Here is a 22343-nt window from a genome sequence, read left to right on the forward strand (position 1 = left end):
ATGCAGATCTTCACCCAAATCAACACTTTGCTGACCGATCTTCTGGGCCCAATGGGCCCGCTGCTGGCGCTTGGCGGGCTGGGGCTGTTGCTGATCATCGTGACGCTGCCGACGATGCTGCAAAAGAAGAAAGACCCGCTGGACGGCATCCGCGCCCTGCGCACCGGCAAGGTGGTGACGGTCGAAAAGCTGCGGCGAGGCGGGCCGTCCAAGGCTGACAAGCTGGAACGCTTCGCCACCTATCTTGAACCGCAAAGCGCCGAAGAACTGACCGCCACCCGCCTGAAACTGCTGCGGGCCGGCTATCGCGGCAAAGGGGCGGTGCGGCTGTTCCACTTTTCCCAGATGGCGCTTGGTCTGGGGGTTCTGGTGCTGGGTGTGCTGTACAGCCTGCTGAAATCGACCCAGACTGATCTGTCGACCCAGTCGATGGTGCTGTATACCATCCTGCCCGCGGCCATCGGCTATTACGCCCCGGTCTACTGGGTCACCCGCCGCATCGGGGAACGTCAGCAGCAGATCACCGAGGGCTTCCCCGACGCGCTGGATATGATGCTGGTCTGCGTCGAGGCCGGGCAGTCGTTGGACCAGTCGATCATCCGCGTGGGCAACGAAGCCCGCAACGGTTACCCCGCGCTGGCCGAAGAGTTTGAGACCGTGGCGCAAGAGGTCAAGGCCGGCAAGGAACGGGTGATGGTTCTGCGCGACATGTCCGAACGCGTCGGCCTGCCCGACATCACCTCTTTCGTGACCACACTGATCCAGTCCGCCAGCTTCGGCACCTCGATTGCCGACGCGCTGCGGGTCTATTCGTCGGAAATGCGTGACAAACGCATCATGCGGGCCGAAGAAAAGGCGAACACCATCCCCACCAAGCTGACGCTTGGAACAATGCTCTTCACCCTGCCGCCGCTTCTGGTTATCCTGATCGGGCCATCCTTGGCAGGCTTTGCCGGCAAGATGGGGGGTGGAGGGTGATATTTCGCGCAGCTGCTTTCTTGCCAGTAACGTACTGGCGCTGACCCTTGTTCTCGCCGCCTGTGGCACGACCGGCGGCGGCGGGCTTTTTGCTGCGCGCGATGGGGGCTACGGCGTCAATCCGAATGAAGACTCGGTCGACGGGCTGATCGTCGGCCACCGCCTGATGGCGGCTTCCGAATATGATCTGGCGCTCAAGGCCTATCTGCGGGCGGCCGGCGAACAGGGCTTTACCGCCGATGTTCTGTCTGCCCTTGGATCTGCCAACCTGCACCTTGGCCGGTTGAACCAATCCGAAGACCTGCTGCGCAAGGCCGTGGTCGAAGACCCGGATTTTGTGCCCGCGCTCAACAACCTGGGCGTCGTGTTGATGGAGCGTGGCAATTTCGGCGAAGCGCGTCTGTTCTTCCAGCGCGCCTTTGCTGCAGATAGTGGCCAAACGGACATGATCCGCGAAAACCTGATGCGTGCCATCGCAAAAAGCGAAGATGCCGTGTATGTTGAGCCCGAGGAAACATCACGGTTCACCCTCGTTCGGCGCGGATACAGCACCTATGAGCTGCTGTCCGAACTGTAACGCGGGCCAAGGGCCGGAGCAGTCAAAGAGGACGCATAAATGCGCCGACCGATCGTTGTGGCACTGTGCCTTTCGGGCGCGGTCGCCCTGAGTGCATGCCAGAGATCCCCCGATGCCGAAGTCCAGCGCGCGTTGAAAGACGTGAACGTCATCGACGAGTCGAACCTCTCCGATATCATGCTCACCGTGGGCGACCCCGAAGAAGCGGTGTCCTACTTCCAGCGCACCGCCGAACAGAACCCCGACCGGATCGACCTGAAGCGCGGCCTTGGCAAATCGCTGGTCCGTGCTGGGCGCCCGGCCGAGGCTGCCACCGTCTGGCGCACAGTTACCGCCCACCCACAGGTCACCAATGAGGACCGCGTGTCGCTGGCCGACGCCCTGATCCGCGCCAATGAATGGCCCGCCGCCGAGGCAGAGCTGAACAAGGTGCCCCCCACGCATGAAACCTTTGAACGCTACCGGCTGGAAGCGATGATCGCCGACAGCAAGAAAAACTGGTCCAAGGCCGACAGCTTTTACGAAATCGCCGCCGGACTGACGACCAAGCCGTCGGGTGTGCTGAACAACTGGGGCTTTTCCAAGCTGACCCGGGGCGATGCGCCGGGGGCCGAACGGCTGTTCGTGCAGGCGCTGACCTATGATCCGAACACCTTTACCACCAAGAACAATCTGGTTCTGGCCCGCGGCGCGCAGCGCAAATACGAACTGCCCGTGGTGAAGATGAGCCAGTCCGAAAAAGCCGAACTGCTCTACACCATGGCGCTGACTGCGATCAAGCAAGGCGATGTCAGCACCGGGCGGCAGTTGCTGCGCCAGGCGGTCGAAACCCATCCACAGCATTTCGAGACCGCCGCCCGCGCGCTGGCAGCGCTTGAGGCATAAGGGATGGAGCTTCCGACCCTCGCCCCGCTGACATCAGGTGCCGCCATCGCCTTTCTGCCCTTTGCCCTGTTCATCGGCGGCTGGGTGGCCTGGTCTGACATGAAGCTGATGAAAATCCCCAACAAAACCATGATCGCGTTGCTGGCGGTCTGGCTGGTGGTGGGCCTGGCGGCGGTGTTTCTGACCGGGTTTGCGTTGCAATCCTGGGCCTGGGGCTGGGTGCTGGCCGCCATCACGCTGGTGATCGGCTTTCTGGCCAATGCCCTGCGGCTTGTCGGCGGCGGCGATGCCAAATTCGCCACCGCCATGGCCCCGTTCTTTGTCGGGGCCGACTGGCGTTATGTGTTCATCCTTGCCGCCAGTTGCCTGATCGGGGCCTTCATCGTGCACCGGATCATCCGCCGCATCGGCTTTGTCCGCCGCGCCACCCCTGACTGGATCAGCTGGACCAGCAGGGACTTTCCCATGGGTCTGGCCCTTGCCGGAACACTGATTTTCCACATTTTGCTCACAATTCCGGGCGCATTCTAAGACAGGCTTCGGCCAGGGGCGGCTTGCCACGCAAACCGCCCCTTCCCTGTCCCTTGAACCCGAGTGCCTGCGCATGAACATGCCGATCACGCCGAATGTGACCGCCCCGCCAACGCCCAAAACGCTGGCCCAGACCGGGCTGTCGCTGGTGATGATGCGTGACATTCTGCTCAAGACCATCTTTCGGATGAACATCGACCTGGTGTCCGACATCAGCCGCGTCATCGCGCTGTCGCCGCCGCTGACGCAGGAACTGGTTGATATCACCCGCGCCCAGAAGCTGCTTGAGGCGACGGGCACATTGCACGCCACCTCGGGCAATGAAATGGGCTATCAGCTGACCGACAGTGGCAAGGCCCGTGCGCTGGATGCGCTGTCGCAGTCAGAATATTACGGGGCCTTGCCGGTGCCGCTGGCCACCTATGCCGAACAGATGAAACGCCAGTCGGTGCGCGATATCCGCCTGACCCGCGATCAGCTGATGGCGGCCATGGGCCACCTGATCCTGCCGCCCGATCTGCTCAGCAACCTTGGCCCGGCCATCACCTCGGGCCGCTCTGTCCTGCTGTACGGCCCGCCCGGCAACGGCAAATCCTCGATCTCCAACGGCATCCGTGCCGCCATGGGCGACAAGATCTACATTCCGCGCGCCATTGAATATTCCGGTCAGGTCATCACCGTTTATGACCCCATCGTGCATTCCGCGGCCGAGGAATCGGTCGATGACCCCAACGCGCTGCGCCGCAGTTCGGGCCGGTTCGATACCCGCTATGTCTATTGCGAACGCCCGACCGTGATCACCGGGGGCGAGCTGACGCTCGACATGCTGGATCTGAAATACAACCCCGTCGCCCGCACCTATCAGGCCCCGCTGCAGCTCAAGGCCTCGGGTGGCATCTTCATCGTCGACGACCTTGGCCGTCAGGCGGAACCACCGCAAAAGCTGGTCAACCGCTGGATCGTGCCGCTGGAAGAGGCGCGCGATATCCTGTCGCTGCAATCGGGCGAGAAATTCACCGTGCCGTTTGACACGCTGGTGATCTTTTCCACCAACTTCCACCCGAACGAGATTTTCGACGGCGCCGCCCTGCGCCGGATCTTCTTCAAGATCAAGATAGATGGCCCCAGTCAGGAAATGTTCCTCAAGATCTTTGCCATGGTGGCGCGCAAGAAAAAGATGCCGCTGGATGAAGCGACGCTGCTGCACATGCTGAAAACCAAGTACCCGACAATCCAGAACAATTTCGCCAATTATCAGCCGACTTTCCTGATCGACCAGATGATTGCGATTTGTGACTTCGAAGGTATCCCCTACCAGATGCGCCCCGATCTGATTGACCGCGCCTGGGGCAACATGTTCGTGCGCGACGAGACGATCGCAAAGTAACAATTTTTCTGTGAAAGATCCCTTGCCCCAGAATTTTCGCAGAAAATTCGTCCCCATCGTGTTTTTGCTAAGAAACGCGGGCGCGGCTTAGAACCGCCGCACCCCCTGATCGGTCACGATCATGTCCAGCCGCTGATCCGTTGCATCAATCGGCACCGCTGCCACCTCCTGCGCCGCAAAGGCAAAGCCCACCGCCAGCACCGGGCCGCGCGCCCGCAGCCCCTCCAGCGTGCGGTCGTAAAATCCACCGCCATAGCCCAGCCGGTAGCCGCGCGCGTCAAAAGCCAGCAGCGGCACGATCAGCACCGCAGGCTCCAGCCAGCCGCCCTCCGCCGGGATCAGCGCGCCAAAGTCGCCCGCCAACATGGCACTGCCCGGCGACCATTCGCGGAACCGCAGCGGCTGTGCCGGGCCGATAATGACCGGCACCCCCACCGGCCCCTGATGGGCCGCCATCGCGGGCAGCGGGTCAATCTCGGTCCGCATCGGCATATAGCCCGACAGCACAGCGCCGCGATACGCAGCCAGCACATCGGCCAGCAGCTCCGCCGCCTGCCCTTGGCCTGCGGCAAAAGCCGCCTTGCGCGCGGCAAAGGCCGCCTGCCGCGCCGCCGCTTTAACGCTGGCCTGATCGGTCACAGCAACACCAATGTCGCCAGCCCCAGAAAGGCGAAAAAGCCCATTACATCGGTCAATGTCGTGACAAAGGTTCCCGAGGCAAGCGCCGGGTCCAGCCCCATCCGGTTCAGCGTCAACGGCACCAGTACGCCCCCCAGCGCCGCCACCACCTGATTTGCCATCATCGCACAGGCCAGCACCAACCCCAGCCCCACATCGCCAAACAGCAACGTGCCGGCCAGACCCAGCACCAGCGCCAGCCCGATCCCGTTCAGCAACCCGGCACCAAGCTCGCGCATCACCACCCGGCGGGCGTTGGCTTGGGTCAGATCGCGGGTCGCCAGCGCGCGCACCGCCACCGCCAGCGACTGCGTGCCCGCAATGCCGCCGGTCGATGCCACGATCGGCATCAAAGCAGCCAGCACCACAATCGCCTCGATCGTCGCCTCGAAGCGCGAAATCACCAGCGCCGACAATGAGGCTGTTACAAGGTTCACCATCAGCCAGGGCAAACGCCGCCGCGCGGTTTCCAAAGCCCCGTCCGACACGCTGGATTCGTCATTCACGCCCGCCAGACGCAGCATGTCTTCCTGGTGCTCCTCATCCAGCACGTTCATCGCGTCATCAATCGTGATCACACCCACCAGCCGCCCATGCGCATCCACCACCGGGCAGGAAATCAGGTGGTACTGGTTGAACAGATAGGCCACATCCGCCTCGGCATCGGACGCCTTGATCGTGCGGAAACTCTCTTCGACAATATCCTTCAGTCCCACCTCGCGCCGCGCCGACAGCAACCGCCCCAGTGTGACATAAGATACCGGCTTCATCCGCGGATCGACCAGAATGATGTGGTAAAACTGGTCCGGCAGCCAGTCGACCGACCGCATATGGTCAATCATCTCGCCCACCGTCCAGTGTTCCGGCGCGGTCACCACCTCGCGCTGCATCAGACGGCCCGCGGAATATTCCGGGTAGGCCAGCGCCTGTTCCACCGCCAGCCTGTCGGCCTTGTCCAGCGTAGAAAGAATGGCCTCTTGCGCGGGCTCTTCCAGATCCTCAAGGATATCGACCATATCGTCGGTATCCAGATCGCGCATCGCCTCGGCCACCACCGAAGCCGGCAACGATTCGATCACCTCTTCGCGGATCGAATCCGAAATTTCCGACAGAATGTCGCCGTCAATCTCCCCCGACCACATCGCCAGCAGTCTCCGGCGCTGCTCACCGCTGATCTGTTCCAGCAAATCGGCCACATCGGCAGGGTGCATCCGGGCCAGCAGGCGCGACAGCGCTGCCGTATTGCCTGCCTCTACCGCGTCCAGAATCGCGGCCACGCGGCGCGTGTCCAGCCCATCCTCGTCATCCTTGCGCGCGTCATCTGCCATAACCACCCCACTCGATTACCCCAACACTAGCGAAAGCTGTTTCCGGCAAACAGGGGGCACCTCGCAAATTTACCCAAAGGCAGAAAGACGATAGGCTGCAGCCATCACAAGGGGATATCAATGACCGATCTGTTGCTGGGCCAGGTGCTGCATTTTACCGCCGATCCGTTTGACCAGGGCCTTTCCGCCGCCCGCGTCGATCAGGCGCTGGTGATCGAGCATGGCAAAATCACCGCCACGGGCCCCGCCGACGCCCTGCGCCGCCAGCATCCGCAGGCCCGGGTGACCGATTACGGCAACAGCCTGATCAGCGCCGGCTTTGTCGATGCCCATGTGCATTACCCGCAAACTGCCATCATCGCCTCCTGGGGCAAGCGGCTGATCGACTGGCTCAACAGCTATACCTTCCCGGAAGAAATGCGCTTTTCGAACCTTTCTTACGCGCAGGAGGTGGCGAACCGCTACTTCGACCTGACAGTTTCGAACGGAACCACCTCGGTCTGTTCCTATTGCACCATCCACCCCGAAAGCGTTGATGCCTTCTTCACGGCAGCCCAAACCCGCAATCAGCGGGTCTGGGCCGGCAAGACCTGCATGGACCGCAACGCGCCCGAAGGTCTGCGCGATACCCCGCAATCAGCCTATGACGACAGCAAAGCGTTGCTCAACACATGGCACGGGCTGGGGCGCGCGTCCTACGTCATCACTCCGCGCTTTTCCCCCACCTCGACGCCCGAACAACTCCACGCCCTCGGCACCCTGTGGAAGGAACACCCGGATTGCCTGATGCAGACCCACCTGTCGGAACAGACCGACGAAATCGCCTGGGTGCAGGATCTGTTCCCCCAGTCGCGCGATTATCTTGATACCTACGAAGCGCAGGGCCTGCTGCGCGAAGGCGCGATCTACGGCCACGCCATCCACCTGACAGACCGCGAGAAATCCCGGCTCAAGGAGGCCGGGGCCAGCCTGATCCATTGCCCGACCTCGAACACCTTCATCGGCTCCGGCCTGTTCGACATGGGCGGACTGAAGGCCGCAGGCCAGCGCATCGGCCTTGCCACCGATACCGGCGGCGGATCATCCTTCTCCATGCTGCGCACCATGGCCGCGGCGTATGAGGTGGGCCAGCTCGCCGGTCGCGCCCTGCACCCGGCGGAACTGTGGTGGCTGGCCACGCAAGGCTCTGCCCGCGCGCTGCATGCAGATCACCTCATCGGCAACATCGCCCCGGGGATGGAGGCCGATCTGGTGGTGGTAGACCTCGCCTCGACCCCGGCCATTGAACAAGCCACCCGCCGCGCGGATGATCTCTGGCAGGCGCTGTTCCCCACCATCATGATGGGCGACGACCGCGCCATCCGCGCCACATGGGTAGCAGGGGTCTGTGTTCACGGGGCCTGATACCGGGCGGGCCCCGGAAAACCCGGGGCCCGCAACCGCTCAGTCGAAGCCGAATTCCCAGCCATCGGGCAGGAAGTCATAGGCCACGCCGATCTCGCTCACCTTGCGTTCCTCTTCCCAGATCGAGTCAGGGGTGATCCGCAGGGGGGCCTTGGTGGTGACGATCAGCGTCTCGCCTTCCTTGTCCCGCTCGGTGGCAAAGCCTTTGGCCTGCAAGGCTTTTTCGCAGACCTTCCAGTTCGCCTCATCGCTTTCGGCCAGCAGATAGAACTCCACCACCGACATCTGCGGCAGGGTCGAGCCGCCCTTTTTCATCTCGGCGAAACTGTCGAAGGTCTCGCGCTTCTGCGCCTCAAAATCATGTGACATGTCAGTCCCTCAGCTTGCGCGCCAAAGCGTTCTGCCGCCCGACGATTGCTGCCACGTCTACCGTAACCACCTGCCCGCCCGCAACCACCCTGCGCCCTTCGACAAACAGATCGCGCACCCGCCCCGGCCCGCACAGCACCAGCGCCGCCACCGGGTCCCAAGACCCCGCCGCCCCGATCCCGCTCACATCCCAGAGTACCACATCCGCCCGCTTGCCGGGCTGCAAAGAGCCGCAATCGGGTCGCCCCAGCACCTGCGCCCCGCCCAGCGTGGCAATTTCCAGCACCTCACGTGCGCTCATCGCATCGGCCCCGCCTGCGACACGTTGCAACAGAAGCGCCTGCCGCACCTCGCCCATCAGGTTGCCCGCATCATTGCTGGCCGACCCGTCCACGCCAAGCCCCACCGGCACCCCGGCATCGCGCATCACCCGCACCGGCGCAATCCCCGATCCCAAACGGCAGTTCGAGCAGGGGCAATGCGCCACACCCGTGCGGGTGCGCGCAAACAGATCAATTTCTCCCGCATCCAGCTTTACGCAATGCGCATGCCAGACATCAGGGCCCGTCCAGCCCAGATCTTCGGCATATTGCCCGGGCCGCATGCCGAATTTTGCCAGCGAATAGGCGATATCCTCGTCATTCTCAGCCAGATGGGTGTGCAGCATCACCCCCTTGTCGCGCGCGAGCAACGCCGCCTCGCGCATCAGGTCGCGGGAAACCGAAAACGGCGAGCACGGTGCCAGCCCCACCCGGCACATGCTGCCCTCGGCGGGGTCGTGAAACGCATCCACCACCCGGATCATATCCTCCAGAATGGCCCCCTCCCGCTCCACCAGCGCATCGGGCGGCAGGCCGCCATCCGACTCGCCAATGCTCATCGCGCCGCGTGTGGGGTGGAATCGCAGGCCAACCGTGGCGGCGGCCTCGATCGTATCTTCCAGCCGCGCGCCATTAGGGTACAGATACAGATGGTCAGACGACAGGCTGCACCCGGTCAGCGCAAGCTCGGCCAAGCCGACCTGCGCCGATACGAACATCTCCTCCGGCCCGAACCGTGCCCAGATCGGGTAGAGCGTCTGCAGCCAGCCGAACAGCAGCGCATCCTGCCCGCCGGGCACCGCCCGGGTCAGGGTCTGGTACAGATGGTGATGGGTGTTCACCAACCCCGGCGTCACCACACAGCCGCGCGCCTCCACCACCTCGGCCCCCGGCACGTCCAGCCCCACTCCCACAGCAGCAATCACGCCCCCGCGCAGCAGCACATCCGCCCCCGCCAACTCGCGGCGGGTGGCATCCATTGTCACCACGACATCCGCATTCCTGATCAGAATTTCACGCAAAACAGGTTCCTCCGCCCCTTCGGTGGAACCTATGGCGGGCCGACAGAAGGGGAAAGGACTCGGTCACCGCCCGTAAATCCTAACAAACCCGGGCCGCACATCGCAAGCCGGTTTCATCTGTTCTTAAATATCCTCAGGGGGTGAGGCCGCAGGCCGAGGGGGCTGAAAGCCCCCTTTCACCCGTTCAGCAACGCCAGCGCTTCGGCATGTATCGCCGCATTGGCCGCCGCCAGCACCTGCCCGCCATCGTGGCACGCCCCGCCCTGCCAGTCGGTCACCACGCCCCCCGCCGCCTCAATCACCGCAATCGGGGCCTGCACGTCATAGGCCTGCAACCCGGCCTCGATCACCAGATCGACCTGGCCTGCCGCCAGAAGCGCATAGCCATAACAATCCATGCCATAGCGCACCAGCCGCACCCGGTCGGCCACGCGGCGGAAGGCCAGATGTTCTGCCGCCGTGCCCACTTCGGGAAAGGTCGACAGCATGATCGCCTGATCCAGCGGCCTTGCCGCCCGGCATTCCAGAGCAGACGCCCCCGACGGCCCGACCGTCCGCGCCAGACCAAAGCCACCCTCGAACCGCTCGCGGATAAACGGCTGGTCGATCAGCCCATAAAGCGGCCCGCTGGCATCCGCGACCGAGATCAGCACCCCCCAGGTCGGCGTGCCCGACAGATAGCCGCGGGTGCCGTCAATCGGGTCCAGCACCCAGGTCAGCCCCGAGGTGCCGGCAGCGGCCCCGTATTCCTCACCCAATACCGCGTCGTCGGGCCGGCGCTGCGCCAGAATGGCACGCATCCGCTGTTCCGCCAGCCGGTCAGCCACCGTCACCGGATCAAACCGCGCGGTTTCCTTGCTGTCGGCCAGCAAGCCGGGCTTGCGGAAATGCAAAAGCGTCGCCTCCCGCGCGGCATCTGCCAGCGCGTGCGCGGTCGCGATCAGTTCGGCGCGAATGTCAGACGTCAGATCGGCCATGCTTTTCCCCTGTCGCGGGGGCATGAACGCCCCCGGCACGGGCATGCGCTAGCGCTGCCAGGTGCCGGGGTCAAGATCAAGGTGGCCCGCAGAGGCTATGTCGGTATCGGGGGTGCGGGCCACAACCGGGCCCGGATTTCAGGCGGCCTCGCTCAGAACGCGGGCCAGATCGAACAGGCGGCGGCGCTGCGCCTCGGGAATCGCGTAGTAGGACCGCACCAGATCCAGCGCTTCCTTGTCGGCGAGGAAATCACTGGGGGCCGCCGATAGAGGGGCCGCATTTTCAGCCGACAGTCCCTCAAAGAAGAACGAGATCTGCACACCCAGCGTCTCCGCAATATCCCAAAGACGGGACGCGCTGACGCGGTTCATGCCGGTTTCATACTTCTGGATCTGCTGGAATTTGATCCCGACCTTGTCCGCAAGTTGCTGCTGGGTCATCCCCACCATCCAACGGCGATGGCGGATCCGCTTCCCAACATGTGCGTCGACTGGGTGTTTCATCTAAATCTCCGACCTTGTAAGTCCCCTACCTTAACACAAGCAATTCTGGTGCCAAAGCAAGGAAATTTCCGATTCTGGGCTGATTGTTACACAGTCCAACAATTCTGACATCGATTATGCCGGATCAATTACACAACTGACCAACATCCGTCCAGCGTTACCTGTGGAAGAATCACCCAAGGCCCTACTCGCGCGCAGGGTGTTTTCCATGCCGCTTTGCATTTCGCAGTCTGACAGAACTCCGGCACCCCCCGATCAGCCTACACGAATCCGGCAGGGGACCAGGTGTTCCGGCACCATCCCCTCTGGCACAGCCCGCCGCCCCGTCCTACGATTGCAACCAAACCACAGGATTTCCCGATGCGCGCCTGGCAGATCGACAGCCTTTCCACCCCCGCCCGCCTGATCACACAGGCAACCCCGGCCCCGGGCCCCGGTCAGGCCCTGCTTCGCATTCACGCCTGTGCGCTGAATTTCGCCGATCTGCTGATGGCGGAAGGCAAGTATCAGTCAAAGCCGCCGCTGCCCTTCACCCCCGGCCTCGAACTGGCGGGCGAGGTGGTGGCGCTGGGGCCGGACACCACCGGCGCGACCAGCAGCATCATTGCCCCCGGCACGCGTGTCGCCTGCTATGCCGGGCATGGCGGGCTGGCCGACTATGGCTGCTTCCCCATCGACAGGCTGATCCCGATCCCCGATTCCATGCCTTACGCCCACGCATCGGCCTTCCTGATCGCCTACGGCACCTCGCATCTGGCGCTGTGGCACAAGGCCCGCCTGCAAGAGGGCGAGACGCTGCTGGTCACCGGTGCCGCAGGCGGCGTCGGCCTGACGGCGGTAGAGGTCGGCAAGCGCATGGGTGCCCGCGTCATCGCCACCGCACGCGGGGCCGACAAGCTGGCCGTGGCCCGTGCCGCCGGGGCCGATCACCTGATCGACAGCGACGCGCCCGATCTGAAAGACCAGCTCAAGGCCCTTGGCGGCGTTGATGTGACCTATGATGCCGTCGGCGGCGCGGGCTTTGACGCCGCCCTGCGCGCCACCCGCCCGGACGGCCGTATCCTGTGCATCGGCTTTGCCGGGGGCGAGGTACCCAAACCCGCCGCCAACATCCTGCTGGTCAAGAACATCGCGGTCATCGGGTTCTGGTGGGGTGCCTACTTCGACTTCGCCCCGCATCTGGTGACACAAAGCCTGTCCACCCTGATGGGCTGGTACGCCACCGGCGGCTTGCGCCCCCACATCTCGCACCATCTGCCGCTGGAGGCTTTGCCAGAGGGGCTGGCGCTGTTGCAGGATCGCAAGGCGACAGGCAAGGTGGTGATGCAGATCGGGTGAGGTAGATGAGCGTAATATGAGCCCACATTGATCGATGGTGCACAACAGACGAATGTCAGCTTTTTATGGTATAAAAAGTACTCAAAAGCCACTTGCGAATGATCGGAGATCACAGCCGTTTGTGATCACTAGTACAGGAGGATAAAACCAACTCATGCGGTCATCATTCCTCGCAGAAACTCTATGGAGTTCTTCACTGCAGCAGGCTGACCTTCCGCGAGTAAGAGATTTTCTGGAGAACAATGGCTTTCAAAGCATTGACGTGGCTTTAACACCACCGCAGAAAGTTCACGCCACTCGAGTTCGGTGGTCTACCTATTACGATGCGACAGGTCATTGCATCTCACAGAATTACAGTACGCCAATTCCAGTTGGTTCGATGTTTCTAAAGTTGACTTTCAATTATGACAGCGTCGATGCGCGCGACGCTGGGCGTATTCAAAACGTCCTTGTGGCAAACGCATTACGCATGATGTTTGGGGTGCCTATTGCCCGCGAGCTTGTTCTCGTGAGGCACGCCGAACTCGATTGTCATGGAAAGTCCATTATCTTTGATATCTCAGACGTTGGCTTTGCTTCAGCATTCGATGTCCAAAACCTCAACACATACGATAGTCCACCTATAGAAGAAGCGAAGCTACGCCCCATGCCGCTTGAAGCGTCAACGCTGCTGGACAGTGCTTTCGCCCAACGCTATCCTTATGAGCGCTTCATCCTGATGTGGCTTGCATTCGAGGCGGTAATCCACACCCATTCAGGTGGTGGAAGTAATGGAAAAAAACGCCACCGTTACTTTTATAAAGAACTCGGTTCGCAGGTCGCAAGTGAAGAGGTGAAAAGAATTTTTAAAATCAGGAATGATACCTTTAAGGAAGGACGACTTAATGATGTCAATTTTGATCAGATGTGCTGGTCACTATACGCTGCTTTGCAGTTAGCCATGATGGAAGACTGCCCGCAAAGGACCGCTTATCTAGCGGGATACGAGGACTATATCAAAACACAGGCGAATGTGGTGGCCAACCACTTTTAAATCGATCAATCGGTAGATAGTTTTTCAAACCGTACGCCCACATGTTTGCATCTTAAGTATTCAATGTCCGCAAGGCTAGCCCCCTCACCCCGCCGCCTTTACCACCCCCCGCGCCTGATAGGCGCGCTGGATCATCGCGGCCATTTCCAGCACTGCCGGGCTGTGCACCGGGTCGGCGACATACAGGTTCACCTTCATCCGTTTCAGGTCGGGCAAGGCTCCGCCATGGCTGATCCGCTCCACATAGGGCGGCTCTGATCCGGCCAGCACGGTATGCACGGCAAGGTCGGCGCTCACACTCGCCTCAATCGTGCGGGTGCTGTCGCTTTCCACCGCCATCTGCCAGGGCACCCCCGCCCGATCCAAAGCCGCCTGCACACCCTGCCGGAAGATGCAGTTGTGTTCATAGGCCAGCTTCAGCGGCCGCCCCTTCCACGCCACACCGCCCGGCGCGCCGACCCAGACCAGCGGCAGCTCGGCCAGCGTCACCCCACCCGGATCAACCGTGTCTTCGGTGGTCAGGATGATGTCGCACTCACCACGCCCGAACTGCGCCTTCAGCACCCGGGTAAAGGACGAAATAAGCGACACCTTCATCCGCGGAAAGGTCCGTGCGAAATGCTGCAACACCTGCGGGATCACCGGATAGACAATGTCGTGCGGTACCCCCAGCACCACCTCACCCTCATGCGGGTCGCGAGTCAGCCGCCCCATCACCTCGTCGTTCAAGGCCAGCATCCGCCGCGCATAGCCCAACAGCTGCTCCCCCGCCGCCGTCAGCGCCACCTGCCGGCCGGAACGGTCCAGCACCTCGACCCCCAGCATCTCTTCCAGCCGCTTGATCTGCATCGACACCGCCGATTGCGTCAGGTTCAGAAAGCCCGAGGCCCGCGTCACCCCGCCCGCATCCGCCACCGCCACGAAAGACCGCAACGCGGTCAGGTCCAGATTGCGCGCCATATCACAAATCCTGATGTGAGGCTTCAAAACCATTCACTTTCCTAATGTCTGTGATTCGGCTATCTGAGGCAAGTGATTTGAGAACGCCGCGCGCTTCGTCACCACTGATGATGACCCTGAAAGGAAAGACCATGTTTGCCTCGCTCCACACCGCAACGCTCGCCACCCGGCGCGTGCAGTCGGCTGGCAGCGCCCCGCGCCTTTGGACGCTCGTGCGCGCAGGCCTTGCCGCGCACCGCCAGCGCCAGTTCCTCGCCCGGCTCGATGACCGCACCCTCGCCGATATCGGCCTCACCCGCGATCAAGCCGTATCCGAGGCGCAGCGCCCGATGTGGGACATTCCGGCCAACTGGAACAACCGCATTCTGGCCTGATACCGGCACCTGCCGGCCCGTATTGCAGAAATGTCAGGTTTTAGGCATCGCTGCGGGGCGGAAATCCTTGAAATCAGCCGCCACCTTCCCGATATTGAACCCATAAATCCTGCGCGGACAAACCGCGCGGGGCACGGGGTCAATATTCGGAGGCTTTCACATGGCTGACTATACAACGATCCGTACAGCCGGCGCAGGTGTACGCACCGCCCAGCTGGACGAGGGCCTTCGCGCCCACATGAACAAGGTTTACGGGCTGATGTCCGTCGGCATGGCGCTGACGGGTGGCGTCGCCTGGGCTGTCGGCACCAATGACGCGATGCTCGGGGCCATCTTCGGCACGCCGCTGAAATGGGTCGTGATGTTCGCGCCGCTGATCATGGTCTTTGCCTTCAGCGCGATGATCAACAAGCTGTCGGCCGCTGCGGCACAGCTGTTTTTCTACACCTTCGCGGCGCTGATGGGCCTGTCGATCAGCTTCATCTTCGCGGTCTATACCGGCGTGTCGATCGCACAGACCTTCTTTGCCACCGCGATCGCCTTCGCCAGCCTGTCGCTTTACGGCTACACGACGAAACGCGATCTGTCGGGCATGGGCACCTTCCTGATGATGGGCCTGATCGGCCTGATCGTGGCGTCGGTCGTCAACATCTTCATGGGCTCGTCCGCGCTGCAATTCGCCATCTCGGTGATCGGTATCCTGATCTTTGCCGGCCTCACCGCCTATGACACGCAAAGCATCAAGAACGAATATGTGCAGCACGCTGCATCGATGGATGAAGAATGGCTCGGCAAATCCGCCATCATGGGTGCGCTGCGGCTGTATCTCGACTTCATCAACATGTTCATGTTCCTGCTGTCGTTCATGGGCAACCGCGAATAACACCCCGGGTTCAGAACTACGACAGGGCCGCCTTTGGGCGGCCCTTTTCTTTTGGCATCGCTCCGGCCATCCTGCGCGGCAAAGGAGAACCGCCATGCCCCACTTCCCGCTCGCCGACGCCCTGACCGACGAGTCAGACGGCACCGGCTCTCCCACTGGCCCCTACCGCGCGCATCTGCTGTCCGACACCGGCGGCCTGACCCAGTTCGGTGCCTTTATCGAGCTCCTGCCGCCCGGCTCCGCCTCCTCAATCAAGCACTGGCACGCCAATGAGGATGAGATGATCCACATGCTGACCGGCGAGGTGACGCTGCAGGAGGGCGACACCTCCACAATCCTGCGCCCCGGCGACACCGCCACCTTCAAGGCAGGCATGGCCCTGGGCCATTGCCTGCACAACCATAGCGATGCCGAGGCCCGCTATCTGGTGATCGGCACCCGTGGCGCGTCAGACGTGATCACCTACCCCGACCATGACCGCGTGCTGCACTTTACCCGCAGCCCGCTCCAGCGCCGCTATACCGACCTGCAGGGCCAACCCGCAGACTCGCCCTACCGCAAACCGGACTGATCGCCAAAGCCGCGCACGAACCGCCGCACATCGCGCGCGCCGGTCAGCCGCACCAGCCGCTTGCCCGCCGGGGCGCTGTCCCACAGCCGCTGAATGCCCGCGCGCGAGCTATGCCGCGTGCGCCAGATAAACCGCCAGAACGGCAAGGTTTCGCGGTGAAAGCCCTCGGGGCACCCCTCTGGCAGATCGGGCCGGTTGCGGCCCTGAAACCGCACGGTGCGCCAGACCACGCGCCAAAACCGCAGCGGCAGCGGCACATCGAGCCAGATCAGCATCTCGGCCCGCGCCAGCCGGTTGCGCCAGGTCGCCGAATGCCCGCCCTCGAAGATCCAGACCTCACCGGCCTCCACCGCGTGGCACAGACGGGTCTTGTCGTCGCGCGCACGTTCCCGCCAGCCCGGCATCCAGTGGATATGGTCGATATGCACCACCGGCAGCCCGGTCCTGGCCCCCAGCGCCCGCGCGAGGGTTGATTTGCCCGATCCCGGCTGTCCGACGATCATGATACGTTTCATGGCAAAATCCGCCGAAGGACCACCCCCGCCATCCGCCCCCTATACCCAAAACGCAAAAGGCCGCCCGAAGGCGGCCCCCAGGCACAGGACAGCAAGATCTTACTTGATCTTGCCTTCCTTGTACTCAACATGCTCCCGCTTTACAGGGTCATATTTGCGGACCGTCATCTTTTCGGTCATGGTCCGGGCATTCTTCTTGGTGACATAGAAGTGCCCGGTGCCAGCCGTCGAGTTCAGACGGATCTTGATCGTCGCCGGTTTGGCCATAGTCGTCTCTCCTGCATCGGGGAAACACCGTTGCCCCGCGAAATCCTTGAAGCCCGCCTTTTACCCGTGCGCACCGCAGAGTCAACAGCCAAACGTGGTGCCCCCCGATCTTCTTGGGATATGGTAGAGCGCGCAAAGCGCGCGCAGACTTTTTTCTCGCCTCTGCGGCAGGCCGCAACCGGCTCGGGCGATGCGCGCCGCGCGGGGATATTTAAGAACAGATGACTGGCATTCATCTGTTCTTAAATATCCTGGGGGTGAGGCGAAGCCGAGGGGGCAAAGCCCCCTTGCAACGCTGGCAAAGAATGCGCGGATGGCCTGTAAGCCGGATTCTGTCCAAGGCCCCTGTCTTGCGATGGGCGCCTCTGGATGACCATTCCTCTGCCACATCTGTTACCAGATGCAGTCAAGCTGCCAACCCGGGCCTCTGGGCTGAAGCGTCCCTGTGGAGGTCTCTGCTGTCGCCGCAGGCTTGCACCATTGGCAGTCGCAGACCTTTCCACACAAGGCCCCTATTCGGCATTGCTCCGGGTGGGGCTTGCCGTGCCGGTCCTGTTGCCAGTCCCGCGGTGGGCTTTTACCCCACCGTTTCACCTGTTCCCTGTCAAGCGAGAGGCGAACCTCTCAAACAACAGGGAAGTCTGTTCTCTGTGGCGCTTTCCCTGGGGTTACCCCCGCCGGGGGTTACCCGGCACCCTTGCTTCATGGAGTCCGGACTTTCCTCGGGTGTTGCCACCCGCGGTCATCCAGCCATCCGCGCGAGTTGGGGATTACGCCTGCGCGGGCGGGGCGTCAACGCCAAAGCGTGTGGCAAGGTCAGCCGCCATGGCGGCATCCGCCGCCGTGACCGGGCCGGTGGCAAAGGGCCGGAAGCGCCAGCGAAAGGCCCGCAGCACGATGTCTTCGGCCAAAGCCGGGTAGCCAAAGCGGCAGGCATGCGAGACGAAGTCGCGCGCCGCAGCGTCCCCGGTCAGCCCCGGCCAGACCGACAGACCCTGCCGCGCCAGCCGGTGCCAGTCAAAGCGCGGGCCGGGGTCGGATTTGCGGTGCGGCGCCATGTCGGAATGGCCGATCACCCGCTGCGGCGGGATTGACCAGCGCGCCATGATATCGACCAGCAGACCCTCCAGCGCCGCCATCTGCGGCGCGGGGAAAGGATGATTGCCGCGATTGTCCAGTTCGATCCCGATGGAGTGGCTGTTCACGTCCGTGACACCCGCCCATTCGCCGGCCCCGGCATGCCAGGCGCGCTGCGCCTCATCCACCAGCGCCTCTGTCCCGCCATGGCGTGAGATCAGCCAATGGGCCGAGACCTCTGCCCCGGGGTCACACAGCCGCGCGCGCGCGGCGCTGCAGCTCTCCATCGCGGTGTAGTGGATCACGATCAGCGACGGGCGCACCCCGCCGCGCCGGTCGCCGAAGTTCGGTGACGGCTGCTGCTCGCCGCTGCGCGACGACAGCCTGCTCACCGCAGCCGGTACGGGCTCGGGTCCCAGGTGCAGGCGTAGCCGTCGCCGTCGGGGTCAAGGCCCAGACGGTCGCGCTCCGGCCCGCCGCGTTCCAGAAACGCCTGCTGCGCCAGATCGGGCGAGGCGTAGGCCGCGCATTTCGCCGCCGCATTGCCCGCGCCAAAGCTCGACCGCTTGTACAGTTGCGTGCCGCGCGGATGGCTGGTGGCCAGTGCGTAATCCACAATGTTCGGCCCCTGTTCACCGCTCCGCACCGGCAAGGCACCGGGCTGAATCACCTGATACTGGGCGCGGTTGCGGTCGATCCGGGCGCGGTCGCTTTCAATCGTCTCGCGGCTGGCAACCGCGTCAAAGTCGTTCTCGTCCGAGATCGCAGCCCCCCCGCCAAGGGTGGCAATCCGCGCCGCCTCGCCGGTTTCTTCGCGGATGCCCGCAGGCGCATTGCCGCGCGGCCGCGCAGCCGAGGTGTCAAACGAATTCGCCCCGATCACCGATCCGGTCACCGGCCCACCGGCAGGCGCAATCCCGCCATCGGCCCTGTCAATCGCGGCACCGATCTGGTCGGGCGAAAACCCCGGCGTCACAATCGGGGCGCGCCCGGACGCGGCATCGCGGTCGCGCACATACGCGTTATAGTCCTGAAACCCGACCCCGGCCCCGCTGTCCGGCACCGCCGGCGCGCAGGCCGCAAGGGTCAATGGCAAAAGCAATAGCAGCGACACACGCATGATCAGTCAGACCCAGATTGAAGTTCAAACGCAGCGATTACCACCATTTTGCCGGCTTGGCCACAAAGCCCGCCGCACGCTCCAGCACATAGGCGTGATTGAGCAGCTCGCCCTCCTGCCACGGCTGACCAATCAGCTGCAGCCCCAGCGGCAGCCCTTTGGCGTCCAGCCCCACTGGCACCGCCACCCCCGGCAGACCGGCCAGGTTCAGCGTCACGGTGAACACGTCGTTCAGATACATCTCCACCGGGTCCGCCCCGCCCTGTTCCCCCAGCCCAAAGGCCGAGGATGGCGTGGCCGGGGCCAGAATCGCATCGATTCCGGCCGCGAACGCCAGCTCGAAATCGCGTTTGATCAGGGCGCGCACCTTGCGGGCCCGGTTGTAATAGGCGTCGTAGAACCCGGCCGACAGCACATAGGTGCCCGCCATGATCCGGCGCTGCACTTCCGGGCCAAAGCCTTCGGCACGGGTTTTCTCATACATTTCGGTGATGCCATCGCCCTGCGCCAGCTTTGCGCGGTGGCCATAGCGCACCCCGTCATAGCGGGCGAGGTTGGATGACGCTTCCGCAGGTGCAATCACGTAATAGGTCGGCAGCGCATATTTCGCATGCGGCAGCGAGATATCCACAATCTCGGCCCCGGCATCACGCATCATATCCATGCCGCGATCCCACAGCGCTGCAATCTCGCCCGGCATCCCGTCCAGCCGGTATTCGCGCGGAATGCCGATCTTCTTGCCACGGATATCGCCGGTCAGCGCGCCTTCGAAATCCGGCACCGCCAGCTCGGCGCTGGTGGAATCCTTGGCATCATGCCCGGCCATCGCGCCCAGCATGATCGCCGCATCGCGCACCGTCCGGGTCAATGGCCCGGCCTGATCCAGACTGGACGCAAAGGCCACCACGCCCCACCGGCTGACCCGGCCATAGGTCGGCTTGATCCCGGTAATCCCGCAGAACGCCGCGGGCTGGCGGATCGACCCGCCGGTATCGGTGCCCAGGGCGGCCAGACACAGATCGGCCGCCACCGCCGCCGCAGATCCGCCCGACGATCCGCCCGGCGTCAGCTTGCGGTCATCGACCTTCCACGGGTTCACCGCAGGGCCATAGCACGACGATTCGTTCGACGATCCCATGGCAAATTCGTCCATGTTCAGCTTGCCAAGGCAGACCGCGCCTGCATCCCACAGCTTGGTGGTTACCGTCGATTCGTACTCGGGCCGGAACCCGCGCAGAATGTTCGACCCGGCCTGTGTGGGCACGCCCTTGACCGCAAACAGATCCTTCACGCCGACCGGAATCCCGCACATGGCAGGCGCATCGCCACCCGCCAGCCGCGCATCTGCCGCCCGAGCCTGCTCCAGCGCCAACTCCGGCGTTTTGTGCACGAACGCGTTCAGCGCATCGCCCGCATCCATCGCCGTAAGACAGGCCATGGTCAGATCGACCGCCGTCACCTCACCCTTGCGCAGCGCATCGCGCGCCGCTGCAATCGTCCAGCCATTTGCAGCCGTCATATCCGCGCTCATTCCACCACCTTCGGCACTGCAAAGAACCCCTCACGCGCATCGGGCGCGTTGCGCAGAACCGCCGCCTGCTGGTTGCCGTCGCTGATCACATCGGCCCGGCGTTTCAGCCGCATCGGCGTGACACTCGTCATCGGCTCCATACCGTCCACATCCACATCCTTCAGCTGCTCCATGAACCCAAGGATCGACGACAGCTTTTCCGCCAGATCGGGCAGATCGCCCTCTTCCACCCGGATGCGGGACAGTTTCGCCACCTTGCGGGCAGTGTCGATGTCGATGGACATGGTTGGCCCCTTTCTTGCAATGTCCCGCCTCGTTTAGCCCCCCGCCTTGCAGCCTGCAAGCCCGGCAAACCACGTCTGGCCTTGCCAAAGGCCACCCGCGTGCTCAATTTCAGGATCACTCACATCAAGGAAGACACCCATGCAGATCATCTGGCTTGGCCATTCCGGTTTCCGGATCGAGATTGAAAACGCGGTCCTGCTGATCGACCCATGGCTTGACGGCAACCCGATGTTTCCCGCCGACCGCCGCGCCGACGCACTGGCGGGCGTGACCCATATTTTTCTGACCCATGGCCATGGCGACCATGCGTCCGGTGCGGTGGCCATCGCACAGGAAACCGGGGCCCCGATTGCCGCAATTCACGAGCTGGCCGAATACCTCAAGCGTGAAGGCGCGCCAGAGGTGACCGGCTTTGGCAAGGGCGGGACAATTGATGCAGGCGGTGCCAAGGTGACGATGGTCAACGCAACGCATTCCTCCAGCGTCGACTTTGCGGGCGGCAATCCCATTCCCGCCGGGTCGGAGGCCGGGTTTATGATCGCCGGTGAAGGTCAGGTGATCTATGTTTCGGGCGATACCGACATCATGGCCGATATGGACTGGATGGCCGATTACCACAAACCCACCATCGGCATCCTGTCCTGCGGCGGGCATTACACAATGGACATGGCCCGCGCCGCCTATGCCGCGCGGCGGTATTTCAACTTCAACACCGTGATCCCCTGCCATTACAAAACTTTCGGCCTGCTGGCGCAGGACGCGTCCGAGCTGAAGGCCGGCCTGCCCGCCGGCACCACCCTGATCGAGCCGCAGGTGATGCACCCGATCCGGTTCTGACCCTTCCCGCAGGCCCGTCACCAGACGGGCCTGCCCGGTCCCGGGCACCCTCAAATGTTAAGAAACCCCTGACAACGGGCAAAACGGCGGGAACCTAGCCCCGCCGCCCCGCAAAGAACGCCCGCAAAAGCGCCTCCGCCTCCCCCGCCCCGATCCCATCATAAACCTCTGGCACATGGTGGCACTGCGGGTGCGCAAACACCCGCGCCCCCACCGCCACGCCGCCGCTTTTCGGGTCCGACGCCCCATAATACAACCGCCCCACCCGGGCCGCCGAGATCGCGGCGGCACACATCGGGCAGGGTTCTAGCGTCACGTACAGATCATACCCCAGCAGCCGTTCCGACCTCGCCAGACGGCACGCTTCACGGATCACCAGCACCTCGGCATGGGCCGTCGGGTCACTCAGTTCCCGCGTCCGGTTCCCCGCCCGCGCCACGATCCTGCCGCCGGGTGACACCAGCACCGCCCCCACCGGAACCTCACCGCGCAAGCCCGCCGCCCGCGCCTCCTCCAGCGCCTCTTCCATAAAGGAGGTAAACCCGCGTTGCTCTTTCATCGTGGCTCAAATACTCTCAGGCTCAGCCAATCG

The 22343-nt window shown here is 63.2% G+C and carries 26 protein-coding genes and 1 other RNA gene; 12 read left to right on the plus strand and 15 right to left on the minus strand.

Translation table 11 applies throughout. The annotated features are described in order from the left end of the window. The 5 genes from Q7J44_RS16495 to Q7J44_RS16515 all read left to right on the plus strand — a co-directional run bounded on the left by Q7J44_RS16495 (window position 1) and on the right by Q7J44_RS16515 (window position 4358). Window positions 1–978 (plus strand): type II secretion system F family protein, encoded by a 978-nt coding sequence (locus Q7J44_RS16495; RefSeq protein ID WP_304881729.1) that lies wholly within the window; start codon window positions 1–3, stop codon window positions 976–978. After that, window positions 968–1555 carry a tetratricopeptide repeat protein gene (locus Q7J44_RS16500; protein WP_370693022.1) on the plus strand — a complete coding sequence of 196 codons (588 nt, stop codon included), beginning with the start codon at window positions 968–970 and terminating at the stop codon, window positions 1553–1555. The genes Q7J44_RS16495 and Q7J44_RS16500 overlap by 11 nt, the downstream gene beginning before the upstream one ends. Before the next feature lie 39 nt (window positions 1556–1594). Next, window positions 1595–2440, plus strand: a complete 846-nt coding sequence (locus tag Q7J44_RS16505; protein ID WP_304881731.1) for a lipopolysaccharide assembly protein LapB — start codon at window positions 1595–1597, stop codon at window positions 2438–2440. A 3-nt stretch (window positions 2441–2443) separates the two neighbouring features. Continuing rightward, a complete protein-coding gene (locus tag Q7J44_RS16510) occupies window positions 2444–2971 on the plus strand; it encodes a prepilin peptidase (RefSeq protein WP_304881733.1) in 528 nt (175 codons plus the stop codon). 73 nt (window positions 2972–3044) lie between these two features. Beyond that, window positions 3045–4358: an ATPase gene (locus Q7J44_RS16515; RefSeq protein WP_370693023.1), complete on the plus strand. Its 1314-nt coding sequence runs from the start codon at window positions 3045–3047 to the stop codon at window positions 4356–4358. A gap of 87 nt (window positions 4359–4445) precedes the next feature. Here Q7J44_RS16515 and Q7J44_RS16520 read toward each other — a convergent pair whose 3' ends face one another. After that, window positions 4446–4997: a 5-formyltetrahydrofolate cyclo-ligase gene (locus tag Q7J44_RS16520; RefSeq protein WP_304881735.1), complete on the minus strand. Its 552-nt coding sequence runs from the start codon at window positions 4995–4997 to the stop codon at window positions 4446–4448. Beyond that, window positions 4994–6364: a magnesium transporter gene (mgtE, locus tag Q7J44_RS16525; protein WP_304881737.1), complete on the minus strand. Its 1371-nt coding sequence runs from the start codon at window positions 6362–6364 to the stop codon at window positions 4994–4996. The genes Q7J44_RS16520 and mgtE overlap by 4 nt, the downstream gene beginning before the upstream one ends. Window positions 6365–6484: 120 nt before the next feature. Here mgtE and guaD point away from each other — a divergent pair, with 120 nt between their 5' ends. Continuing rightward, window positions 6485–7768, plus strand: a complete 1284-nt coding sequence (gene guaD, locus Q7J44_RS16530) for a guanine deaminase (RefSeq protein ID WP_304881739.1) — start codon at window positions 6485–6487, stop codon at window positions 7766–7768. A gap of 39 nt (window positions 7769–7807) precedes the next feature. On the opposite strand, the gene Q7J44_RS16535 is transcribed toward guaD, so the two are convergent. The 4 genes from Q7J44_RS16535 to Q7J44_RS16550 all read right to left on the minus strand — a co-directional run bounded on the left by Q7J44_RS16535 (window position 7808) and on the right by Q7J44_RS16550 (window position 10960). Beyond that, a complete protein-coding gene (locus tag Q7J44_RS16535) occupies window positions 7808–8137 on the minus strand; it encodes a ribonuclease E inhibitor RraB (protein WP_304881741.1) in 330 nt (109 codons plus the stop codon). A 1-nt stretch (window position 8138) separates the two neighbouring features. After that, window positions 8139–9479, minus strand: a complete 1341-nt coding sequence (locus tag Q7J44_RS16540) for an 8-oxoguanine deaminase (RefSeq protein WP_304881743.1) — start codon at window positions 9477–9479, stop codon at window positions 8139–8141. A 176-nt stretch (window positions 9480–9655) separates the two neighbouring features. Beyond that, entirely contained in the window at window positions 9656–10456 is an 801-nt protein-coding gene (locus tag Q7J44_RS16545) for an inositol monophosphatase family protein (protein ID WP_304881745.1), read from the minus strand. 138 nt (window positions 10457–10594) lie between these two features. Next, window positions 10595–10960: a helix-turn-helix domain-containing protein gene (locus Q7J44_RS16550; protein WP_304881747.1), complete on the minus strand. Its 366-nt coding sequence runs from the start codon at window positions 10958–10960 to the stop codon at window positions 10595–10597. A 360-nt stretch (window positions 10961–11320) separates the two neighbouring features. Here Q7J44_RS16550 and Q7J44_RS16555 point away from each other — a divergent pair, with 360 nt between their 5' ends. Beyond that, a complete protein-coding gene (locus Q7J44_RS16555; RefSeq protein WP_304881749.1) occupies window positions 11321–12298 on the plus strand; it encodes an NADPH:quinone oxidoreductase family protein in 978 nt (325 codons plus the stop codon). A gap of 154 nt (window positions 12299–12452) precedes the next feature. Continuing rightward, entirely contained in the window at window positions 12453–13331 is an 879-nt protein-coding gene (locus Q7J44_RS16560; RefSeq protein WP_304881751.1) for a hypothetical protein, read from the plus strand. Between the two features lie 84 nt (window positions 13332–13415). Here Q7J44_RS16560 and Q7J44_RS16565 read toward each other — a convergent pair whose 3' ends face one another. Beyond that, on the minus strand, window positions 13416–14291 hold the full coding sequence (locus tag Q7J44_RS16565) for a LysR family transcriptional regulator (RefSeq protein ID WP_304881752.1): 876 nt from the start codon (window positions 14289–14291) through the stop codon (window positions 13416–13418). 131 nt (window positions 14292–14422) lie between these two features. On the opposite strand from Q7J44_RS16565, the gene Q7J44_RS16570 reads away from it, so the two are divergent. The 3 genes from Q7J44_RS16570 to Q7J44_RS16580 all read left to right on the plus strand — a co-directional run bounded on the left by Q7J44_RS16570 (window position 14423) and on the right by Q7J44_RS16580 (window position 16119). Then, entirely contained in the window at window positions 14423–14665 is a 243-nt protein-coding gene (locus Q7J44_RS16570) for a DUF1127 domain-containing protein (RefSeq protein WP_304881754.1), read from the plus strand. 160 nt (window positions 14666–14825) lie between these two features. After that, entirely contained in the window at window positions 14826–15548 is a 723-nt protein-coding gene (locus tag Q7J44_RS16575; protein ID WP_304881755.1) for a Bax inhibitor-1/YccA family protein, read from the plus strand. Between the two features lie 94 nt (window positions 15549–15642). Continuing rightward, window positions 15643–16119 carry a cupin domain-containing protein gene (locus Q7J44_RS16580; protein ID WP_304881757.1) on the plus strand — a complete coding sequence of 159 codons (477 nt, stop codon included), beginning with the start codon at window positions 15643–15645 and terminating at the stop codon, window positions 16117–16119. On the opposite strand, the gene Q7J44_RS16585 is transcribed toward Q7J44_RS16580, so the two are convergent. The 7 genes from Q7J44_RS16585 to gatC all read right to left on the minus strand — a co-directional run bounded on the left by Q7J44_RS16585 (window position 16101) and on the right by gatC (window position 20913). Then, window positions 16101–16634, minus strand: a complete 534-nt coding sequence (locus Q7J44_RS16585; RefSeq protein ID WP_304881759.1) for an AAA family ATPase — start codon at window positions 16632–16634, stop codon at window positions 16101–16103. The two genes, Q7J44_RS16580 and Q7J44_RS16585, sit on opposite strands and share 19 nt — an antisense overlap. 99 nt (window positions 16635–16733) lie before the next feature. Next, on the minus strand, window positions 16734–16901 hold the full coding sequence (rpmG, locus tag Q7J44_RS16590; RefSeq protein ID WP_100197186.1) for a 50S ribosomal protein L33: 168 nt from the start codon (window positions 16899–16901) through the stop codon (window positions 16734–16736). A gap of 305 nt (window positions 16902–17206) precedes the next feature. Then, an RNA gene (gene rnpB, locus Q7J44_RS16595) (RNase P RNA component class A) lies at window positions 17207–17659 on the minus strand. Between the two features lie 12 nt (window positions 17660–17671). Next, a complete protein-coding gene (locus tag Q7J44_RS16600; RefSeq protein WP_304881761.1) occupies window positions 17672–18370 on the minus strand; it encodes an N-acetylmuramoyl-L-alanine amidase in 699 nt (232 codons plus the stop codon). Then, the gene (locus tag Q7J44_RS16605; protein ID WP_304881763.1) at window positions 18367–19098 is read right to left on the minus strand and encodes a hypothetical protein; all 732 of its coding nucleotides are present in this window, start codon (window positions 19096–19098) and stop codon (window positions 18367–18369) included. The genes Q7J44_RS16600 and Q7J44_RS16605 overlap by 4 nt, the downstream gene beginning before the upstream one ends. Window positions 19099–19135: 37 nt before the next feature. Next, window positions 19136–20617: an Asp-tRNA(Asn)/Glu-tRNA(Gln) amidotransferase subunit GatA gene (gatA, locus tag Q7J44_RS16610; RefSeq protein WP_304882024.1), complete on the minus strand. Its 1482-nt coding sequence runs from the start codon at window positions 20615–20617 to the stop codon at window positions 19136–19138. 8 nt (window positions 20618–20625) lie between these two features. Then, a complete protein-coding gene (gene gatC, locus Q7J44_RS16615) occupies window positions 20626–20913 on the minus strand; it encodes an Asp-tRNA(Asn)/Glu-tRNA(Gln) amidotransferase subunit GatC (RefSeq protein ID WP_304881765.1) in 288 nt (95 codons plus the stop codon). A gap of 139 nt (window positions 20914–21052) precedes the next feature. Here gatC and Q7J44_RS16620 point away from each other — a divergent pair, with 139 nt between their 5' ends. Beyond that, complete coding sequence (locus Q7J44_RS16620) at window positions 21053–21751, plus strand: metal-dependent hydrolase (protein WP_304881767.1); 699 nt, start codon at window positions 21053–21055, stop codon at window positions 21749–21751. Between the two features lie 94 nt (window positions 21752–21845). On the opposite strand, the gene Q7J44_RS16625 is transcribed toward Q7J44_RS16620, so the two are convergent. After that, window positions 21846–22310, minus strand: coding sequence for a nucleoside deaminase (locus Q7J44_RS16625; RefSeq protein ID WP_304881769.1), 465 nt, complete (start codon window positions 22308–22310; stop codon window positions 21846–21848). Window positions 22311–22343 lie beyond the last annotated feature (33 nt).

Source organism: Pseudotabrizicola sp., from assembly GCF_030656345.1.
Taxonomy (GTDB): Bacteria; Pseudomonadota; Alphaproteobacteria; order Rhodobacterales; family Rhodobacteraceae; genus Pseudotabrizicola.

Excerpts from the sequence above, each read along its gene's own strand:
- Q7J44_RS16495 (WP_304881729.1), top strand. The coding sequence starts at position 1 with ATGCAGATCTTCACCCAAATCAACACTTTGCTGACCGATCTTCTGGGC.
- Q7J44_RS16505 (WP_304881731.1), top strand. The coding sequence starts at position 1,595 with ATGCGCCGACCGATCGTTGTGGCACTGTGCCTTTCGGGCGCGGTCGCC.
- Q7J44_RS16510 (WP_304881733.1), top strand. The coding sequence starts at position 2,444 with ATGGAGCTTCCGACCCTCGCCCCGCTGACATCAGGTGCCGCCATCGCC.
- Q7J44_RS16515 (WP_370693023.1), top strand. The coding sequence starts at position 3,045 with ATGAACATGCCGATCACGCCGAATGTGACCGCCCCGCCAACGCCCAAA.
- mgtE (WP_304881737.1), bottom strand. The coding sequence starts at position 6,364 with ATGGCAGATGACGCGCGCAAGGATGACGAGGATGGGCTGGACACGCGC.
- guaD (WP_304881739.1), top strand. The coding sequence starts at position 6,485 with ATGACCGATCTGTTGCTGGGCCAGGTGCTGCATTTTACCGCCGATCCG.
- Q7J44_RS16535 (WP_304881741.1), bottom strand. The coding sequence starts at position 8,137 with ATGTCACATGATTTTGAGGCGCAGAAGCGCGAGACCTTCGACAGTTTC.
- Q7J44_RS16545 (WP_304881745.1), bottom strand. The coding sequence starts at position 10,456 with ATGGCCGATCTGACGTCTGACATTCGCGCCGAACTGATCGCGACCGCG.
- Q7J44_RS16550 (WP_304881747.1), bottom strand. The coding sequence starts at position 10,960 with ATGAAACACCCAGTCGACGCACATGTTGGGAAGCGGATCCGCCATCGC.
- Q7J44_RS16555 (WP_304881749.1), top strand. The coding sequence starts at position 11,321 with ATGCGCGCCTGGCAGATCGACAGCCTTTCCACCCCCGCCCGCCTGATC.
- Q7J44_RS16560 (WP_304881751.1), top strand. The coding sequence starts at position 12,453 with ATGCGGTCATCATTCCTCGCAGAAACTCTATGGAGTTCTTCACTGCAG.
- Q7J44_RS16565 (WP_304881752.1), bottom strand. The coding sequence starts at position 14,291 with ATGGCGCGCAATCTGGACCTGACCGCGTTGCGGTCTTTCGTGGCGGTG.
- Q7J44_RS16570 (WP_304881754.1), top strand. The coding sequence starts at position 14,423 with ATGTTTGCCTCGCTCCACACCGCAACGCTCGCCACCCGGCGCGTGCAG.
- Q7J44_RS16575 (WP_304881755.1), top strand. The coding sequence starts at position 14,826 with ATGGCTGACTATACAACGATCCGTACAGCCGGCGCAGGTGTACGCACC.
- Q7J44_RS16580 (WP_304881757.1), top strand. The coding sequence starts at position 15,643 with ATGCCCCACTTCCCGCTCGCCGACGCCCTGACCGACGAGTCAGACGGC.
- Q7J44_RS16585 (WP_304881759.1), bottom strand. The coding sequence starts at position 16,634 with ATGAAACGTATCATGATCGTCGGACAGCCGGGATCGGGCAAATCAACC.
- rpmG (WP_100197186.1), bottom strand. The coding sequence starts at position 16,901 with ATGGCCAAACCGGCGACGATCAAGATCCGTCTGAACTCGACGGCTGGC.
- Q7J44_RS16605 (WP_304881763.1), bottom strand. The coding sequence starts at position 19,098 with ATGCGTGTGTCGCTGCTATTGCTTTTGCCATTGACCCTTGCGGCCTGC.
- gatA (WP_304882024.1), bottom strand. The coding sequence starts at position 20,617 with ATGACGGCTGCAAATGGCTGGACGATTGCAGCGGCGCGCGATGCGCTG.
- gatC (WP_304881765.1), bottom strand. The coding sequence starts at position 20,913 with ATGTCCATCGACATCGACACTGCCCGCAAGGTGGCGAAACTGTCCCGC.
- Q7J44_RS16620 (WP_304881767.1), top strand. The coding sequence starts at position 21,053 with ATGCAGATCATCTGGCTTGGCCATTCCGGTTTCCGGATCGAGATTGAA.
- Q7J44_RS16625 (WP_304881769.1), bottom strand. The coding sequence starts at position 22,310 with ATGAAAGAGCAACGCGGGTTTACCTCCTTTATGGAAGAGGCGCTGGAG.